Origin of the sequence: Paenibacillus sp. RC67, assembly GCF_030020805.1 — a bacterium.
Lineage (GTDB): Bacteria > Bacillota > Bacilli > Paenibacillales > NBRC-103111 > Paenibacillus_S.
This window is the reverse complement of the sequence record NZ_CP125098.1, coordinates 3,761,370-3,779,213: the sequence shown is the minus strand read 5'-3', so window position 1 is coordinate 3,779,213 and position 17,844 is coordinate 3,761,370. Positions and strand designations below refer to the sequence as shown.

18 protein-coding genes are annotated in these 17,844 nt (G+C 45.5%); 2 read left to right on the top strand and 16 right to left on the bottom strand.

The features are described 5' to 3' along the window. Window positions 1–308 precede the first annotated feature (308 nt). The 4 genes from QMA13_RS17285 to QMA13_RS17270 all read right to left on the bottom strand — a co-directional run bounded on the left by QMA13_RS17285 (window position 309) and on the right by QMA13_RS17270 (window position 2,846). A complete protein-coding gene (locus QMA13_RS17285) occupies window positions 309–1,124 on the bottom strand; it encodes a tetratricopeptide repeat protein (protein WP_282942899.1) in 816 nt (271 codons plus the stop codon). 73 nt (window positions 1,125–1,197) lie between these two features. Then, window positions 1,198–1,440 (bottom strand): hypothetical protein, encoded by a 243-nt coding sequence (locus QMA13_RS17280; protein WP_282942897.1) that lies wholly within the window; start codon window positions 1,438–1,440, stop codon window positions 1,198–1,200. A gap of 39 nt (window positions 1,441–1,479) precedes the next feature. Continuing rightward, on the bottom strand, window positions 1,480–2,460 hold the full coding sequence (locus tag QMA13_RS17275; protein ID WP_282942895.1) for a Gfo/Idh/MocA family protein: 981 nt from the start codon (window positions 2,458–2,460) through the stop codon (window positions 1,480–1,482). 23 nt (window positions 2,461–2,483) lie between these two features. Then, a complete protein-coding gene (locus QMA13_RS17270; protein WP_282942894.1) occupies window positions 2,484–2,846 on the bottom strand; it encodes a cupin domain-containing protein in 363 nt (120 codons plus the stop codon). Window positions 2,847–3,193: 347 nt separating this feature from the next. Here QMA13_RS17270 and QMA13_RS17265 point away from each other — a divergent pair, with 347 nt between their 5' ends. Next, the gene (locus tag QMA13_RS17265) at window positions 3,194–3,970 is read left to right on the top strand and encodes a helix-turn-helix transcriptional regulator (RefSeq protein WP_282942892.1); all 777 of its coding nucleotides are present in this window, start codon (window positions 3,194–3,196) and stop codon (window positions 3,968–3,970) included. A 294-nt stretch (window positions 3,971–4,264) separates the two neighbouring features. Next, on the top strand, window positions 4,265–4,483 hold the full coding sequence (locus QMA13_RS17260; RefSeq protein WP_282942891.1) for an alpha/beta hydrolase: 219 nt from the start codon (window positions 4,265–4,267) through the stop codon (window positions 4,481–4,483). An 80-nt stretch (window positions 4,484–4,563) separates the two neighbouring features. Here the strand turns inward: QMA13_RS17260 and QMA13_RS17255 are convergent, their stop codons facing one another. From QMA13_RS17255 to QMA13_RS17200, 12 genes are all read right to left on the bottom strand, one after another. Next, the gene (locus QMA13_RS17255) at window positions 4,564–5,352 is read right to left on the bottom strand and encodes an ABC transporter ATP-binding protein (RefSeq protein ID WP_282942889.1); all 789 of its coding nucleotides are present in this window, start codon (window positions 5,350–5,352) and stop codon (window positions 4,564–4,566) included. Further along, window positions 5,349–6,305 (bottom strand): FecCD family ABC transporter permease, encoded by a 957-nt coding sequence (locus QMA13_RS17250; RefSeq protein WP_282942888.1) that lies wholly within the window; start codon window positions 6,303–6,305, stop codon window positions 5,349–5,351. Before QMA13_RS17250 ends, QMA13_RS17255 begins: the two co-directional genes overlap by 4 nt. A gap of 49 nt (window positions 6,306–6,354) precedes the next feature. After that, window positions 6,355–7,356 carry an ABC transporter substrate-binding protein gene (locus QMA13_RS17245; protein WP_282942887.1) on the bottom strand — a complete coding sequence of 334 codons (1,002 nt, stop codon included), beginning with the start codon at window positions 7,354–7,356 and terminating at the stop codon, window positions 6,355–6,357. 469 nt (window positions 7,357–7,825) lie between these two features. Continuing rightward, window positions 7,826–8,656: a hypothetical protein gene (locus tag QMA13_RS17240; RefSeq protein ID WP_282942886.1), complete on the bottom strand. Its 831-nt coding sequence runs from the start codon at window positions 8,654–8,656 to the stop codon at window positions 7,826–7,828. A 328-nt stretch (window positions 8,657–8,984) separates the two neighbouring features. Beyond that, a complete protein-coding gene (locus QMA13_RS17235) occupies window positions 8,985–9,998 on the bottom strand; it encodes a glycoside hydrolase family 43 protein (RefSeq protein WP_282942885.1) in 1,014 nt (337 codons plus the stop codon). 16 nt (window positions 9,999–10,014) lie between these two features. Next, window positions 10,015–10,854, bottom strand: coding sequence for a carbohydrate ABC transporter permease (locus QMA13_RS17230; RefSeq protein ID WP_282943426.1), 840 nt, complete (start codon window positions 10,852–10,854; stop codon window positions 10,015–10,017). A gap of 58 nt (window positions 10,855–10,912) precedes the next feature. Further along, entirely contained in the window at window positions 10,913–11,794 is an 882-nt protein-coding gene (locus tag QMA13_RS17225) for a carbohydrate ABC transporter permease (protein ID WP_282942884.1), read from the bottom strand. A 13-nt stretch (window positions 11,795–11,807) separates the two neighbouring features. Next, window positions 11,808–13,160, bottom strand: a complete 1,353-nt coding sequence (locus QMA13_RS17220; RefSeq protein WP_282942882.1) for an extracellular solute-binding protein — start codon at window positions 13,158–13,160, stop codon at window positions 11,808–11,810. 116 nt (window positions 13,161–13,276) lie between these two features. After that, the gene (locus tag QMA13_RS17215; protein ID WP_282942880.1) at window positions 13,277–14,071 is read right to left on the bottom strand and encodes a response regulator transcription factor; all 795 of its coding nucleotides are present in this window, start codon (window positions 14,069–14,071) and stop codon (window positions 13,277–13,279) included. After that, entirely contained in the window at window positions 14,037–15,842 is a 1,806-nt protein-coding gene (locus QMA13_RS17210; protein WP_349254214.1) for a sensor histidine kinase, read from the bottom strand. The genes QMA13_RS17215 and QMA13_RS17210 overlap by 35 nt, the downstream gene beginning before the upstream one ends. A 516-nt stretch (window positions 15,843–16,358) precedes the next feature. Further along, window positions 16,359–17,018, bottom strand: coding sequence for an alanine--tRNA ligase-related protein (locus QMA13_RS17205; protein WP_282942879.1), 660 nt, complete (start codon window positions 17,016–17,018; stop codon window positions 16,359–16,361). Window positions 17,019–17,058: 40 nt separating this feature from the next. Continuing rightward, complete coding sequence (locus tag QMA13_RS17200) at window positions 17,059–17,616, bottom strand: helix-turn-helix domain-containing protein (protein ID WP_282942877.1); 558 nt, start codon at window positions 17,614–17,616, stop codon at window positions 17,059–17,061. Window positions 17,617–17,844: the final 228 nt, after the last annotated feature.

The window sequence follows — 17,844 nt, the reverse complement described above, 5'->3', positions numbered from 1 at the left end:
TATATTTAATAAATAAATATTGACAAGCTATTAGCTGGAATAATTCAACGGTGTTGTACAGCGAATCGAGGTAACCTCACTGAATTATTTCCTCTTGCGTTGATCTTCATATATTGGAACTTTTCAAGCCAAGTGCTTCGGCTGGATTTGTCGGGAATGGGATCTAGTTCCCGATTCATCAAACAAAAGAAAAAAACCATCAAGGTTTTAACCAGATGGCTATCCAAGGAATTAGTGCCTTTGTGGGCACCTAAAACCAGTACAGAAATGCACTCAATACGGTGAAAGTGCGAAATGCCGAGGATCGGCTATTTTTCTGCGTTCATCTCTTTGGCCACTTCGGCAATTTCTATGCGTGTCACGGTTGTCAGGAAGGACAAATCTTTGCTAAGCGCCTGCTTAATCTGTTCGGCGGCCTCCTCTTTCTTCCCGAGCTTTTTAAGGGTCAGCGCATAGTAATAATAAGGCTCGGCGCGTTTCGGCGATTTGGACATCAGTTTCTCGAACATCGCCTCTGCCTCCGTCATTTTACCAAGCATGTAATAGTTCAATGCGCAGTTGTCCATAATCGTCTTGTCGTCGCTGTTGAACGCATATGCTGCGAGATTGAACTCCAGCGTTTCGTTCAGGTCGCCGTGCATCAGTTTGAAATAGCCCAGATTGCCATAGATTAGTGTGTTTTTGTAATGCTCGAACACGCCCTCCAGCTCTTTGACGCCTTCATCCCGTTTCCCTTGCAGCCAGAATGCGGTAGCCAGATTGCAGCGAGCCTGCATCCTAATCTCGTGATTCGCGGTGCGGCTAAGCAGCTTATGCAGCACAGCCTCCGCTTGCTCCGACTCGCCTGTCCTCATCAGCATATAGGCGTAGCCGATCTGATGCTTCTCCGGACACGGCTTGCTGGCATATGCTTTCCGGTACCAGGCAAGCGCCTGCTCGAATTGGTCGGACGCGAATGCCGTACTGCCGCGAGTGGCATAGTAGCTCGATCTGGAGGCATACACCATCACTCCAGCCAGCACGATAAGAAGTCCCCACCCGAGCAGCGTATGTAAGCGAAATGCGATAATCATAATCAATACAAGTGCGGCGACGGTAAGCGCCAGTTTGATAAGAAACTTCATTGAACCATCCCCTTTTTCTTCACTAGTACTATAATATCCGGAAGTGGCGATTTAGCCAAATGGAGTCTTTAAATTACATGGTTGTTGCTACTAAACTTACTGCCAAAAACCCTGAACCTATAAGATTCCAGCCAGTGGCAAAGTATCTATGTAGCCCAAGAGGTACTTTAACGAAAAAGGAAGCAGCCGCTGCCGCGGTCTGCTTCCAAGTCATTGCGCTATCGTATCCGTTAGAATAGTTCGCTAAAAACCTTACTGATTCTTTCCTTAGTTTGTGGTAATCGATTTTCAGCACCATCTGGATGTAACGGTTCACCCCAGGTAATCCATCGCCTTCGTATCTTGGAATTTAAGATTACACTTCTCTCAGTGCTTCTTCAACGGAAAGCATTTTGCCCAATCTCGACGATACGGCTGCAGCGTGCACTAAGTTTTGTGATTTCAAATAGTCTCTTCCGCTTGGTCTTGGCTCGCGCTTTTCCTTCAAAGCAGCTAGAAATTCATCGAGCGACAGCAGGTTTCCTACCCCTTCGAAGCTGTACACTTCTTCTTCCATTCCTTCCTTCATAAGCTGTACTCTGTTGCTCGTTATCGTTATCGCGCCGTCCGCTCCTTCGAAACGCCAATCGCCATACCATTCGGTCGTTTTTCCCTTGGCCATCATGTTGCCGTGATAATCCACAACCGTCCCTCCGTCAAGCTCCATCCATGCGCTAAGGTGAACCGTCGTCTCCTCCGTCCAACTTCCGGGCGGTTTGCTGTTCATAGCGAACACTTTCACTGGTTCTTGACCAGTAAAATAACGGATCATATCGAAATGATGAATCGTGACATCTTCCAACAATCCGTTTGCCAGCCGACCGAAATAAGGAACGGGTACGACATGATAGCGGTCGAACTCGATGTGTACCGATGATAGATGTCCGATGATACCGCTGTCTAGAAGCTCCTTCGCTTTCAGAACTGGGGCGAAGAAACGGTAATTCTCGGAAATCATGAACGGGATGTTTTTCAGTTCGGCCTGCCCCACAATATATTGCGCATCCGTGATATCGTTCGATATCGGCTTCTCGCAGAGCACAGGCAGGCCATGCGCGAAAGCGATCTCGTTAATCGCTGTGTGAATGTAAGGTGGTGTAACATTAATAACGAAATCGGGCCGCTCGCTGATGATCGCATCTTCCAACGATGAATAAAACGGGGTCTCCGGATCAATCGTTTCTCGCAGCTGAACGTTCGCTTCAACAACGCATAAAGCCTGCACACCAGCATGACGTCTCAGCCTCTTATACCACCCTGAACCGAAGTTTCCTAAACCGACCAGAACCGCTTTCATTTATCTCACCTCTCTTCGCTTCTTTATAGTTGATTTTTGTTTCGGGACGGCCCGGCATGGCACCATACGACGACAATAGGATCTTCTACGCTTGAAATAAGATGATGGTCCTCACCCGGCTCTATAATGACTACATCCCCCGTTCTTACTGGGTAAAAGTGCTTTTTGTTGATTTCCACCTCACCTTTGCCCTGCAGGATAATGAACGCTTCGCAATCTTCGTGTACATGATAGTCGATGCCTCCTGGACCGTCGTTCGTATGAGCGCGTGCTCCCTGCTTTTCGAAAGCAAGTCCACCGTAAGAAATGTAATCCCCCGGCATAATGTCTTTCAAAATATGTCCCTCTGTAACATCGGCTAACTGATTTAAACGATAAGTTCTCATTTAAAACCACTCCTTCTTTCATTTTTATGTAAACTAAACGGGCGCAAAGTTGACAAAAAAACATACGCCAGAATAAGTTACTTCTTGAATAATTTGTAATATCTTTATTGAGCTTTCTTCATATCACTTGCTCTTCACCCATTTTCCTCCGAATAGAACCTTTTCCCGATGATAACTAAAGCTGTTACAGTTGATACGATTCCGAGGTCAAAGGTGAGTCTACGTTAAACTTGTTATTTCAATGGGATGATCCATCTTTTTGTCGCTGTGCCAACTGTTCACTAAGCCTCTTGCATGCTTGACAAACAGGGCTTTACATGTAAAAATTCAATAGTTCATAGTTCTTTATGAAAAATCGATATATTGTAACTGGGGTGAAGCGTATGGATATCTCATCTATGCATTATGGGAAGCACTGCGTTCCGGAATGGAAATGGAATGTTCCTGTCGGTTGTCATCCAGGGTTCACCTTGTGGAGCGTTTGGGGTGGAAACGGTCAAATTAGGCTAGGCAATAATTGCTACAAATTAAGTGTTGGTGATGTTTTCCTTATCGATTATAAGAAGACGGTTACTGCCCATCAAAATGAACATGCCAGTCTCGATGTTCGTTATATAGATTTCACTTTGCATAATCCGGATATTTTGTGTGGCTTGCCAGAGCATCACCATTTTGATCAATATCATTTTGTACTAGAGCTTTTCAACCGATTTTGTTTAGCTGAAGAAAGAAATAACTTGTCACAAATGGAAATATGGTTGCAAGCGCTAATTATGGAATATCAAACTAAACCACGAACAGCCACTGGGGCGTATTCAATAAAAATTGATGAACTATGTCGCACGTTTCAACAACATCCCCAGAAACAATATGATATAAGTGAAATCGCCCAGAACTTTTCTCTAACGACAGATCATTTTATACGGATTTTTAAACAGGAACGTGGCGTTACTCCCTACGCTTATCTGCAGCGTTGCAGACTGGAAACTGCCAAAACACTATTGCGCATGTCTACCCTCAGTATCACGGACATTGCGAGCACTTGCGGTTTTTCTGATATATATAATTTTTCTCGTTTCTTTCAATCCAAAACAGGCTTGTCCCCAAGAAAATTCCGTATTTAAATCAGGGACTGTTTCATCGAATACGATTTCATGACGCTAGTGTAATAGCCAGTTTATTCGTATTTGTTGAGGCATACCGTGATACTTGTTTTCGATAAATTAATCATATTCCTGACAAATTCGATTGTAAATGTAAAAATACGATAAACATTTATGAAAAATCGATATGAATGAACTCTCATTCGCTACACCTACGCCCGCTGGGCGCTGCAGAATGGTATGTGGGTGTTTGGCACTTCGAACGAACCGGAATACATCCGTAAGAGCAAGCAGTTTACTCTCACCACTGAAGACATGCGCAAGATCAAGTCCCCCACTCAAATTCTTGAGGGAGAGAACGACCTTGTGTTCAAGGGGCAGGCAAGCAAGCTTGCGTCCGAGCTAAAAGCTCCGCACAAGCATGTCGTGATGTGGAACACTGATGGTGCAGGAGAGCACTGCCATATGGGGGCAATGCGTCTGCTTCATCAGACCATCTTCGACTGGCTCCACACAACCCTGGGAAATCGATAGTAAGGATCGGCGGTTCTATCCCCTTCTATGTAGGCTTCCTAAGCAGGCAAACCCATCGATAATGCCTAGACATGTAGAAATCAACGCTTATTTGTGATTAATTTCATAGATTTAATACGCGGATGAAGACTCCCTTCTTCCCGTTCTACACATGCTTCAACTTGAAATACATCACGCAGCATCTCCGCGCAGATAACATCGTTTGGCTTTCCGTGAGCATAAATCGTACCTTTTTTCATGACCGTAATTCGATCGGAGTACGCTGCAGCGTGATTTAAATCATGCAATACCATAATAACTGTCATATTCTGAGTGAGATTCAAATGGACGACAAGCTCCATGATTTCCAGCTGATGACAGATGTCCAAATAAGTGGTCGGCTCATCCAGCAACAATACTTTGGGCTGCTGGGCAACAGCCATTGCGATTCGAGCCCTTTGGAGTTCTCCGCCTGATAACTCCTGCACGCTTCTTGCTGAATAAGCACTTATCCCCGTTAGTTCAAGTGCCCAATCTACGAGTCTTTTGTCGTGGTCGTCCAGTTTTTGCATGAATCTTTTGTGTGGAAAACGTCCGTATGAAACCAGATCATACACGCTGATATCCGTCAATCGTTCCTGTGATTGCGCCAGCATCGACAGTTGCCGGGCAAACGGCTTTATTCCCCATTCCTTTGCATCTTTCCCATCTACTAAGACAACTCCACTTTCCCCTTGCATTTGACGGGATAGTACTTTTAGAAGTGTGCTTTTTCCGCATCCATTCGGTCCAAGTATACTGTGGACAAGACCCGCGTCAAATTGGACATTTACATGATCCATGACCTTATTTCCACGATATGTAACAACCAGTTGTTCCCCGCGAATCATTCCTGCATCCCCCTCTTCCTTAATAAATATAGAAAAAAGGGAGCGCCGACGGCACCCATGATAATACCTACGGGCAGCTCAACCGGAGCAAAAAGTATTCGAGCGAGCGTGTCGAATATCGTAAGCGCAGCTATGCCAAGTAAGGCGGTGGCGGGAAGCAAGATACGATAGTCATTGCCGATCAGCAATCTTGCAGCATGAGGGACAACCATACCTACAAAAGCAAGCAGGCCGACGACACTAACTGCGCTGGCAGACAGAAGGGCTGCGGCAGCCGTCACGAGCAACCTCGTCCGCTCTACATGCAAGCCAAGCCCCTTAGCATCCGAATCGCCAAGCATCATAATATTCATTCTCTGAGCTGCCATAAGTGCAAAAAGGGTGCCAGCAATAGAATAAGGAAGCAGGAGCTGCAGATGAGGCCAGCTTTTCGCCGAAAGTCCGCCTACTAGAAAGAGCAATGCACCATCCACCCGATCGCTATAAAATGTGAGCATACCCGAAATGCCCGAACTGAAAAATGCGGAAACGGCCACACCCGCCAAAATGATCCGGCCGGGACTCACTCCGTTTTGCCATGCCAGCATATAAATTAACATTGCCGCCCCAAGCGCTCCAAGGAAAGCGGCAGGAGCCATTAAATATGCATAAGACGGGAACATCACAAGCGTGGCAATACCGAACAATCCCGCTCCGGATGATACACCAATAATGTGTGGGTCTGCCATTGAATTTCGCATTACTCCTTGCAGCAAAGCACCCGCGAGTGAAAGATTGACTCCGACAAGACCGGCAATCAGCGTTCTCGGCAGACGGACGTTCCAGATAATTGCATGTACGGCCCCCTGCTCACTGCCTGTAAATACATGAATAATTTCCATCAAGCTCACTTTAACCGCTCCACTGACGAGACTGACAATGACACCTGCGACAGCCAACAGGGATAAAACCAAGAAGACGGTAATTCTCCATGAGGCTGTTTTTCGAAAATATAATTCCTTCTTATTTTCCATAGGCGTTGGGATATACTTGCTTGGGGAGATATTCAAAGGTCTGATCGATTTTCAAGCCGGGCGAATTGACAAAATCCGATGGCAAAAATATCATTTTTTTATCCTTTACAGCCCGCAGAGAAGCCCATGCCGGGTTGTTTTCCAAATCGTCCTTGAGCTTCTGGCGGCCATATTCTTCCGTTCCATGCACAATCATAAATAGATAATCCGGATCCGCCACAATTAACTTTTCAATGCTGTAGGGTACGGAGCTTGGAGTTTGTCCGGACGGCATGCCTTCGGCCACATTTTTCATCTTCAGTTTACTGGCGATATCGAGGGCGAGATTGTTGCTCTTTTGGATGGAAATCCCCATAGACATAATGGTAATCATAGCAAACTTCGGCGATTGATTGGGCACTTTGCTGATAATGGACTGGATTCGGTCATCCGTTTGCTTCAGCGCCCTTTCTGTCTCAGGCTCGTTTCCGATGATTGTTCCAAACAGCTTCCCCATTTTTTGAATATCATCGTAGCTTTCAACTTTCATTAAAGCGAGAGGAATTTGACTCACTGCAAGAACGTCTTTCAATTTCGCATGAAAAAAGGACTGCCCAATGACAAGATCCGGTTTCAGACTAGTAATTTTTTCCAGACTCACTTGGTTAATCTGCCCGACATCCTCAGCCTCCTTTGCTGCATCTGGCACTGGAGTTCCAGGTGCACTGGCACGACCGACCGCCTTGCCTCCAAGCTGGTAGAACAGATCAAGTGCCTCTGTATTCAGAATAACTACGCGTTCAGGCTTCCTATTGAGAATAACATCTTGCCCTGCATCATCTTTAAAGGTCAAATACGGCTGCTGCTTGGAAGACGTCGCTCCGGTACTGGAAGACTTTGCTGCTGCATTGGAATCTGGCGAGTTGTCTGAATTGGCTTGGCGCGTACTACATCCTATCAGAGCCAGAATGACAATAAGACTTAGGGTAACGAACATTTGTTTAGTTTTCATTTGGATTTTTCTTTCTCCCCCTAGATTGGATTTAAGAAACGGAAACAATTTTGAAAAACTTGCTCCAGATACCGGCTTTCTATGGCTTCCGCGTTGCGGATATGGCTATAGCCTCCCATGTAAGATAGAAACAGGATATTTTAAAATTATACAGAGCTGCCTGAACAGGTAGAATGACTAGATAGAGCTATTACAGTAACCTTTGTGTGAAGGTTTTGTGATTTCCCAACCATGATTGACCACCATCGAAACTAAAAAAAGAGTACTCATCCCTTAACTGGATGAATACTCGTAAATGATTCTTTTAGAGAATATTTTTAAACCATCAAAAGTGAGATGAGCCTCTGCCTAATGTTCAGCCCCTTCGTGAATAGCTGCAACGCTGTAGTATCTTCAGGTTGAAGCTTCAAGACCTACTTCTCCCAAGGCGACTCATCTTTTGGTACTAAAGGTATATCTTATGTAGGAATCAGGGTTGTACCCACATCTCCCCGCTCCAACTGTAAATTCGGTACCAGCGATTTCCTTGTGGATCGTCCCATAGCTCAAAAGCCTTCACCTTTTGCGGACTGATGAGTCCAAAGATGGGAAAAGGCATCGTTGGGAACAGATGCTGTTCTGTGTTTTTCGTCAGCTCGATGGTCTCGTCTATTTTCTTAACACCCACGGGTTGTGCAAATTGCGGGTTTATCCAAAATATACTCCCGTTTTGATCACGCACATGATACGCTCCGTTTTCGGTCTTTTCCATAGCAAACACAGTTTGTGCCGGAATAAATCTGGCATCAGACGGCCGCTGCATCCGATTGGCCGTATCGTACTCATCCATATATAAGGTTTCCGTAGGCAGATCAAGTTCCGAATTCAGTACTTCGACAAGGAGAAAATGAGGATTGGCTACAATCCACTGATCCCCTAGCCATGAAGTTTCAATACGATAGGACCCAGAATACATAGCAAACGGGGACTCAAACACCGCATTCACATGCACCGTTTGTGGTGATAGTATGTCCTCTGTCATTGTGGATCTGAATGGCTCCGAGTAGAGACGAGCATCCCATAACAAAGCAAGATAGGTGTCTACTGGTTTCAGTACACCAATTATTTCCAGATCCAGATGGACCCATAGGTCACCCAACCATGTGGTCTTGATTTTTATCCACATCTTCCCCTGAGAATCCGTCTCAAGATAAGGATGGTCCATGTCCTCTTCCACTGTACTTACATCTTGAGGAGTCAATGTAGCCCAAGGCTCGACTGACTCATCTGGCACCGGATACAAATTCGTGTTTTCCAGCAATTAAATCACTGGGGGCAATATCCATCGGTTTTGATGAGACAAAGAATGAGGTGGTGCCGCGGCCTCTAGCTCGGTAGTGAAGCTGAATAGGTAACCAAACGATATCATAACCGCAAGGATCCTCATATACCTTACTCTAACCATATCTTCAAAACCTCCCGCTGTTTAAAGTTTCTGTTAGTTAAGACGTAAAAATAAAGATTATGTTGTTACGCATCTGCAAATTTATTATGATGAACGGCAAAAAAAGGAAAACGAGGTACGGAGACATTTGCCTGCCTCGTCCTCGTTTCGCTTTCATGCCGTCTGTTCTTTGATCAAGCAGTCGTTAATCACTTGCAGCGGGTGGATAGGGATCGATCAATTGGATCGTACCGTCTTCGTTATAATTCAGCTCTGCATATTTGACACAGCGCTTATGATTGACCCCATTTGAAAGGGAGCAGTCATGATAGAACAAATACCATTTATGTGCGAACTTTACGATGGAGTGATGAGTCGTCCAGCCAATGACCGGGGGCAGTATGGTCCCTTTGAAGGTGTATGGCCCTAGAGGATTCCTACTGACGGCGTAGACCAGCTTGTGTGTCGTGCCCGTAGAGTAAGACAAGTAGTACCAGTCCATATACTTATGCACCCAGGGTCCTTCGAAATAGCGTCTTTCCTCGTCACCTGCCAATATTGGATTGCCATCTTCGTCTACTATCGAAATCTCCTTAGGCTTGTCTTGGAAAGACAGCATGTCTTCGCTAAGCATTGCAACGTAAGGTCCAAGCGCCGGCTCGTTTGCTGCGGGGCCAGCCGCATTCGGATTGAATTCCCCCGTTTGCCATTTCTCGAGCTGTCCTCCCCATAAACCGCCGAAAAACATATATGCAAGATTACCATCGTCGATGAGTACAGCGGGATCAATGCTGAAGCTGCCTTCGATGTATTGGGGCTCCGCGTGAAAAGGACCAGCCGGCGATGTGCCTCTGGCTACCCCAATCCTGAAGATCCCTTCGTAATCCCGTGCAGGAAAGAACAAATAGTAGGTATTATTTTTGTAAGTGGCATCTGGCGCCCATAGCTGTTTGGAAGCCCAAGGAATATCGATCAGATGAAGGACCTGGCCGTGATCGACAACGGGCGATTCAAAGTTCTCAAGAGACAGGACATGATAATCTTCCATCGCATATTGATCTCCGTTGTCATTGCTGGGCCCATCGTGATCCAGATCGTGCGAAGGATAAATGTAAAGCTTCCCTTCGAACACATGTGCAGATGGATCGGCGGTGTAAATATGTGTAACAAGCGGTTGTTTGGCAATAGGCAGGTTATGCAATTGGTTTCTTCCTTTCATAAAATATTATAAATCTTCATCCTTTGACCGAACCGGCTGCTATCCCCTCTACTATGCGGTTGCTCAGCAGCATAAACGCCACGAGTATCGGCAGAATACTGATCATGAGGGTAGCACCGATGGCTCCCCAATCTGTCGTATATTGGCCGATGAAGTTTTGTATGCCGACCGTTAACGTTTTATATTTGTCCGAGCTGATGAATGTGTTAACAAAAATAAACTCGTTCCAATTATAGATCATATTGATAATAACCGCTGTCGATAAGACCGATACTGTCATGGGCAGTATGATGCTGAAGAAGATACGGTTCACAGAACAACCGTCCATGACCGCCGCCTCTTCCACCTCTCGGGGCAGCGTGTAATAAAAGCCGAGCATAATCATGATCGTAATCGGTAGATTAAAGGCGATATACGTCAGGATGATTGATAATGGATGGTTGGTCAAATGGGTTTGCGTAAATAAGCTGAACAACGGAATGAGCGTTGAGTGCACAGGAATCATCAATCCGACCATGAAAACTCCCAGAACGAGCGACTGCAGCTTCCATTTCATCCTCGTTAATGCGAAGGTAGTGAAGCTTGCCAGTAATACCGTAACGGCCACAGAAGCCACTGTCATCCAGACACTGTTGAAAAAGTAGGTACTAATATGTCCCTGTGTCCACACCTTCTCGTAATTTTCCCAGCGCAGCCGTTCCGGAAATGCGAAAGGAGCCAGATTGAATATTTCTTCGTTGTTTTTCAAGGAGAACAGCATTAGCCAAAGCAGCGGTACTATTTGAAGGATGGCGACAGCCGTTAATACGAAATACAAGCCTCCATATCCGAGCTGTGTGAAAAGCTTGCTGCGCATGGCAACCTCCTGTGTTTTACGCTCTATCGTTTCAATACTCACCCTGGGGCTCCTTTCATTACGAATATTGGATATTGTCCTTGGAAGCCGTTAGCTTACGGATCAGCCATGTCATTACCAAGCAAATCAAGAGCAGGAAGAAGCCGATCGCACTGGCGTAACCGAAATCGTATTCTTTAAACGCCTTCTTATACATGTAGGATGCCATAACTTCACTGGCTCCGTTCGGGCCGCCGCCCGTCATGACATAAATGAGATCGAAATATTTAAGGGAACCGACAACGGCAAGTACGATGGTTACCTTCAATACCTCGGCAATTAACGGAATACGGATCGACCAAGCCATTCGCCACGGGCCTGCACCATCGATCCGGGCCGATTCGATAAGTGAGGAAGGCACATTTTTTAATGCCGCATAATAAATCAAAATATAAAACCCCGCATACTGCCACAATATCGGAATAAAGATCGCGTACAGGGCAATCGAGGGATTCGAGAGCCATTCAGGTGTTTGTTCAATCCCCAGCGAAGATAAGAGATGATTAAGTACCCCATTCGTCGGATGGAATATTTTCAGCCATAGCTGAGCAATCGCCACGGATGACAGCAGCATGGGAATCAGGTACACCTTGCGAAACAGGTTAGCACCGCGAATTTGTGCGGACAGGACGAGCGCTACCAGCAAGTAGACAAGCAAGCTTAACGTCGAGAACAGTGCAAGAAGAAGTGAATGCTTCGCGCTGTTCCAAAACAATTCGTCATAGAGCAGCGTGGTATAATTGTGCATACCGACGCTGCTCATCTTGCCCATGCCGTCCCATTTCATTAATCCGTAATAGCCCGTCAATACGATAGGCGTATAGATCAAGGCCAACACTAACAGCAACGAGGGAATGACATACATCGCAATGATGGATTTGCTGGACATGACTTTATTCATACGGGCACTCCCCTTACTTGCCTTCCTTAGCCAAAGCTTCTTCATGTTTCTTGGCGAATTCTTCTGGCGTCACCGCTTTGCCGAACAACGCTTGAATCATGTTCAAGTGTACTTCAGCGGAAGCAGGCTTCATCTGTACGTCCGCAAACAAGGTGATGTTACTTGCTTTATTTAGCTCATTCAACAGGTCAATGTACATTTGAGGAAGCTTCACTTTGGAGGTATCCACCTTGGTTGCCGGAATTACGCCGGCTTCCGAGATGGCGTGTTCTCCCCACTTTTGAACGAAGAAGCTTACGAATTTCTTGGACTCTTCCTTTATCTTCGAGTTATTGGCCACGAACAAGCCCACACCTGGTCCGCCAACCCAGCTATCGAGGTTCCCCTTGCCGCCATCGACCGTTGGGAATTTAAAGAAGCCAATTTGGTCTTTGAACGATTGCGGAACATCCTTGTTCGTCGTATAGTTAGGCAGCTCCCATGTACCCATCATGTACATCGCAGCTTTGCTATTCATGAACTCGGCTTTACCTTCGTCGTTGGACAAGCCATTGAAACCCTTGTTGAATGCATTCATATCCACAAGCTGCCTAATCTCGGAAGCTGCACGAATCAGATTCGGATCTTCGAAGGAACCTGTACGGTCAATCGCTTTTTTCAATGTTTCCGGTCCCCCGAGTCGATCCGCCAAATACATATACCAGAGGGAACCCGTCCAGCGGTCTTTGTTGCCCAACGCAATGGGGGCTACACCGTTTTGACTAAGCGTTTTCACGATATTTTTGAAATCGTCATAGGTTTTGGGCGGCTGCAGGTTGTACTTCGCAAAAATCGCTTTATTGTAGTATACCGGCACAATGTTCAGTTCCACGGGAAGCCCGTAGGTTTTTCCGCTGAAGGCGTAAGCATTCGTAGTCCCGCTAACAAACTTGTCTTTTAGATCTCCCTGCAGCAAATCGTCCAGCGGAGCAAACATGTCGCCTTTCACATAAGGATCCATATAGCCCGCCGCCCAAGTAAAGCCCACATCCGGAAGACTGTTGGCGGTGGACAGCACCTTCATTTTATTTTTGTATTGCTCGTTATCCAGAACCTCTTGTTCTACCGTTACGTTAGGATTTGCAGCCTGATACTCTTTAATGATATCGTTTACAATTTTGTTTTGCGTAGCTGAGCTTCCTGCCGGCCAGAGGTGCATCATTTTAATGGTAACTTTTTTAGCCGGTTCAGCTGTGCTTGTGCCTCCGCTTTTCGCCAGTTCCTGCGTACTCTGACTTGCTCCCCCGCTAGAGCTGGAACAGCCTGACAGAACCATCCCTAGACTTACCATTGTCGTCAACGTCCAAGTAAGCGCTTTATTCGCCATGCTTCATTTCCCCCTCAACCATTATTTACTACAACATTGATTGTATCGCTTTTCATTTAGCTCCAGGAGGTAACAGCGATTGGGAAAAATACCAATATTTTTAGGTATTCTTGATTTCAAGCATCGTTCCGGCTATCCATTGCTTGCTTGCGATATTGATTTGGACTGATCCCTTCGTAATCTTTAAACAGCTTGATAAAATATTTTGGCGTCTGATAGCCTACCTGTTCGGAAATGTCTGTAATGGAGAGTCGGGTCTGTAGCAGCAGCTCCTTCGCTTTCTGAAGTCTGCTTCTAGTTACGTATACGCTAAATGTAAAGCCCGTCTGTTCCTTGAACAGTGCGCTAAAGTAGCTAGGATTCAGGTGGATTTGGTCTGCGACCTCGCGCATGCCCAACGGCTCTTGCAAATGCAGCTCTACATAGTGGATTGCTTCCTGTACCGGAAGACTATAATTGGCAGCATTCTTGGCCTGCAGGAGCTGTGAATCGACTAATTTCTCCAGCACTTCGACGCGCCCGCGCTCCTCTTCAATACGCAGTGCTTGCTCTACCGCCTCGACCAGCTTGCTTTTCTGTATCGGCTTCAGCAAATAATTCACAACTCCTAATTGAATCGCCGATTGGGCATAATCAAAGTCAGGATGTCCGGAAATAATGATGACTGCAGGTTTATGTCCTGTATGCTGCGTGGCTTCTACCAGCTGCAGCCCGCTCACCTCCGGCATTCGGATATCTGTAATAAGCAGATGGACATGTCGTGAAGAAAGCACCCCCATAGCTTCCGCTGCATTGCTACCGGTCCATATTTGATGCTGTCCTGAAGACCATGCCTCCAAAGTTTTGCGAATGCCCTCTCTAGTCAACGGTTCATCGTCAACAATCAGAATGGTTTTCCCAGCTTGAATCATCGGTTGCCTCCTTTTGAATCGGAATCTCAAAGCTAACGCTTGTCCCTTCCCCGGGGTTGCTGATAATGGACAATCCTCTTTTTCCTACGGCGGAAGCCGGGTAATAGAGATGGATTCGGCGCTGTACATTCGAAAGACCCGTTCCTGTGCCCCTTCCTTTTCCCTTCTTGGAAGGTGCGCCTCCAGTCATCAAGGCAGTTCTTATTGCCTGGAGCTCGCGTTCATTCATACCAGGACCGTCATCAATTACGGTAATCCGGACATTGGCTGCTTCCTCAGGTGACGGCTCTACCCGGACTGAAACAAGACGTGCTCCCGTTTTTCCTTCCAGTCCGTACAATATGGCATTTTCCACTAACGGCTGAATAAGCAGCTTGGGAACAAGAATGTGATTATAAGAGTCCGATGCGCTTATGTCCCATACCAGCCGGGAGCCAAATCTTACGCTCATGATGCGCAAGTATCGTTTGATATGGTCGAGCTCTTCACCGATAGTCACCCATTCGTCCTTGTTCGGGTTGTCGATGACATAGCGGAACAATTCCGACATCGCGACGACGAGGTCGGCAAGCTCTTCCTCTTCCTTGTCCTGCAAGGACCAATACAGCGCTTCCAAAGTGTTATAGAGAAAATGCGGATTAATTTGAGCTTGCAGCGCTTTCAATTCAGTACGGCTCTGGAGCGCTTCTTTTTCGTACACCAGCTTAATAAGCCGGTTGATGTTATCCACCATTTGGTTATAGGTCATATTCAGATCGTTCAACTCAGTCGTATAGGTTCGCGTGAGGTTAGGCGTCAACACGCCCTGCCGGGTGTTGCGCATCGCCCTCATGAGCCTCAGGATCGGCCTTGTAATCATCATCGAGAGTAGGAAGGACAATATAATAAATAATACAGAGCCAATTGCCCCGGATACGAGGATAGCCAACCTTAGTACGGAAATCCCGTCGTTGATGTCGCTGACCGGATATAGAATCATAAGCGTCCAGCCTGTCGCCTCAGATGTCTGCTTGACAAGGATATATCTCTGCTTATCGATCGTAACCTTTTGTGAATCGGTATCCATCAGTTCACTCACATCAGAGAGAACTGCGCCATCTGTCACAATCGGTCTTCCCGCGCTATCGGCAAGCAGGAGCAGCTCGCGATGACCACTGTCCGGCAGCCCGGGCTGAAATTCGAAATAACTACGCTTGATTCGTACCAGCAAGTACCCGCCATTCGAAAACCAGCGATCAATCAGATTGATTCTGCGAATCGCCAAGACCGATTCGGAATCCTTGGGGTCATTCCCGACCCAGATTAGCCTTCCCTTCTCTTTATCCGCCTGTTCGATCCAGTTGATCGTTACCCGGTTAATAAGGCTCTCTTCGTCCAGCGGAAATACCCGTACATAATCCGGGGTATACAATTCAACATTGGTTACACCCCCGCTGTACCCTTGTATATGATTGGCAATCTTCATCAGAGCCTGGCGTTCGCTGAAGCTTGCTTTTCCCCCATGAACCATCGAAAGAAAGAGCTGCTGCAAGTACGTGTCATTGACCGCCTGCAAGGTTAACGTATCGATCTGATTAATGACCGCTTCCAATCTGCCGTCTGCCTGGCTGGCGATCTGCTTCATCTGGGTCTCCGCCTTGGTATTGAGGAGCCCTGAAACGGAGTTGAACGTAATGAGACCAGCACAAATCAGAACGATGATCATGACGGAAATAAAACCCGCCAGCATTTGATTACGCAGTGTGTTCCAATGAGCCACTTTCTGCCACAAAGTTGGGTCCTCCCCTGTATTCATTGCGTCATGTCTTGACCAAATCATACTACAACCCTTATTCATTTGACTATCACTTATATCAATCGAATAAACAAAGTTTCTGCAGTAACCGGAACGGAGCCGTAGACTACAAGCGGATAAGAAGTTCCTGATGCTCCAAGAATGTACTGTGCCTGCTGCCCCCTTGAACTCAATCAAAAAAAGCTTCAACCCACCGAAATGAAAAGTTGAAGCTACATCTCGTTTCTTCTCTATGCTGAATGGGCTAGCTAAGCTGGAATCAACTCGTTTCCTTTCTCGTCCTTAGCTGATAACCGCTTGAACATCCAGAAGATGCGTAGCTTTTGCCGCATAATCGACATTTGTGCATTTTTTGATGACACAATCCCGATCCCGATTGACAACAAAAAAACACCAACGTCGCGGTGTTTTAGTAAGATTTTGTTTTAAATTGACAACATTAACCTCATAGTTTTTTGTTGTGTAATGCGGCAGCTGCGTCATAATTGTTTTTTATACTATGGTACCCGTTAGATCACATAAATAGATTTCAATCCGTTCTTTCCCTCTCCCAATATTGTTACGCTTCAACTTAATTTCTCCAACTTCACCTGTTTTCTTCAAGTGAGTTCCACCGCAGGGAACCTTTGAAAAACCCTTAACTTCCCAAAATCTTCTTCCATTTCCTTCGTCACTGAAGGTACTAATGATGTCTAGGTTTGCCTCAATGATCTCACGAGATTCTTTCTCGATCAAAGGAAATGATTTTGAAATGTTCTCGTGCCATACGAAATCTATTCGGGCTTTATCTTGAGCGATATGAGCGCCTATTTTCTCGATACCTTTCAAATGTTTATAAGCTAATTCTAATACAACCTCCGCTGCAAAATGTAATCTCATAAGTCTGTAACGACGATCCCAATCTATGGTCATCGTCACTTGATCATCAACTTTTAAGTCATGTTCTTCTTCTACTGTATAAATGATTTCATGACCATCTTTCTTTGCTTGATGTACGGAATACCCACCAATCAATCCTGTATCACTATCTTGTCCTCCAGAGAAAGCATAAAAGATGGTTTGTTCCACTGTAATGTCATTGCCGTTTACACTGGCTATGCGAGTATCCAGTTTTGTTAAATATGGGTTTGTCCAAAATACTTTTTCAACCATATCAGCACTTCCTTATCACATCATGAATTACATACCAGTTTTACGATTCGGGATAATGCATGACAACTTGTAGGATGACATCTTCATCCGTGTCATTTATATATTTGTGTGTAACGTTTCCTGCAAACCGTATAGCGCCTCCTTTAGGCAGGGTATACTCGTCATCCTTAACCATAATTTTAAATTCCCCTGTAATAACAGTAATGTACTCTTGGACACCCACATTGTGGGGTTTGGAAACATAGTTTCCTTTAGGTTTTAAGACAATCGTGAAAATTTCAATTTGAGTTTGTGGATTGAATGGAAATAATAAATAGACTAGACAATTACCGTTATCCTCCGTTATATCTGGTACTTCTTTTCGATCAACAATTGATATTGTAGATTCGTCGTCTTTAATTAGCGATGAAAAAGAGATATTAAGTCCCGTAGCAATTTTCCAAACGGTAGTCACTGTTGGCTGTGTATCCCCACGCTCGATTTGATATAGCATACTTTTACTAACCCCAGTTAAATCTGCCATTTTATCTAAGCTTAATTGCCTTTGCTTTCTCACACGTTGCAAGTTGTGTCCTATCCTGATGTGAATAGCATCCAAGAAATAACCTCCTTTTGTTTAATATATTATACAAAAATAACAATATAAAAAACAAATCGATTAAAACTGTAGTTATACTAAACTGCCCGGTGAGCGAAGGCATCAAGTGAGGAGTTCTTAGCGAGCCAAGAAGCTTATAGAAATAAACTTGTGTTCTTCTCTAAGTAATCAAGAAAAAGAGGAGCATTTGTCGTCAAAGCTCCTCAACTATGGTTACTCTTATGTTAT

What these genes read in the sequence shown, in the direction of transcription:
- QMA13_RS17285 (WP_282942899.1), bottom strand. Translation starts at nt 1,124, where the DNA reads ATGAAGTTTCTTATCAAACTGGCGCTTACCGTCGCCGCACTTGTATTG.
- QMA13_RS17275 (WP_282942895.1), bottom strand. Translation starts at nt 2,460, where the DNA reads ATGAAAGCGGTTCTGGTCGGTTTAGGAAACTTCGGTTCAGGGTGGTAT.
- QMA13_RS17270 (WP_282942894.1), bottom strand. Translation starts at nt 2,846, where the DNA reads ATGAGAACTTATCGTTTAAATCAGTTAGCCGATGTTACAGAGGGACAT.
- QMA13_RS17265 (WP_282942892.1), top strand. Translation starts at nt 3,194, where the DNA reads ATGAAAAATCGATATATTGTAACTGGGGTGAAGCGTATGGATATCTCA.
- QMA13_RS17260 (WP_282942891.1), top strand. Translation starts at nt 4,265, where the DNA reads ATGCGCAAGATCAAGTCCCCCACTCAAATTCTTGAGGGAGAGAACGAC.
- QMA13_RS17255 (WP_282942889.1), bottom strand. Translation starts at nt 5,352, where the DNA reads ATGATTCGCGGGGAACAACTGGTTGTTACATATCGTGGAAATAAGGTC.
- QMA13_RS17245 (WP_282942887.1), bottom strand. Translation starts at nt 7,356, where the DNA reads ATGAAAACTAAACAAATGTTCGTTACCCTAAGTCTTATTGTCATTCTG.
- QMA13_RS17235 (WP_282942885.1), bottom strand. Translation starts at nt 9,998, where the DNA reads ATGAAAGGAAGAAACCAATTGCATAACCTGCCTATTGCCAAACAACCG.
- QMA13_RS17230 (WP_282943426.1), bottom strand. Translation starts at nt 10,854, where the DNA reads ATGCGCAGCAAGCTTTTCACACAGCTCGGATATGGAGGCTTGTATTTC.
- QMA13_RS17225 (WP_282942884.1), bottom strand. Translation starts at nt 11,794, where the DNA reads ATGAATAAAGTCATGTCCAGCAAATCCATCATTGCGATGTATGTCATT.
- QMA13_RS17220 (WP_282942882.1), bottom strand. Translation starts at nt 13,160, where the DNA reads ATGGCGAATAAAGCGCTTACTTGGACGTTGACGACAATGGTAAGTCTA.
- QMA13_RS17215 (WP_282942880.1), bottom strand. Translation starts at nt 14,071, where the DNA reads ATGATTCAAGCTGGGAAAACCATTCTGATTGTTGACGATGAACCGTTG.
- QMA13_RS17205 (WP_282942879.1), bottom strand. Translation starts at nt 17,018, where the DNA reads ATGGTTGAAAAAGTATTTTGGACAAACCCATATTTAACAAAACTGGAT.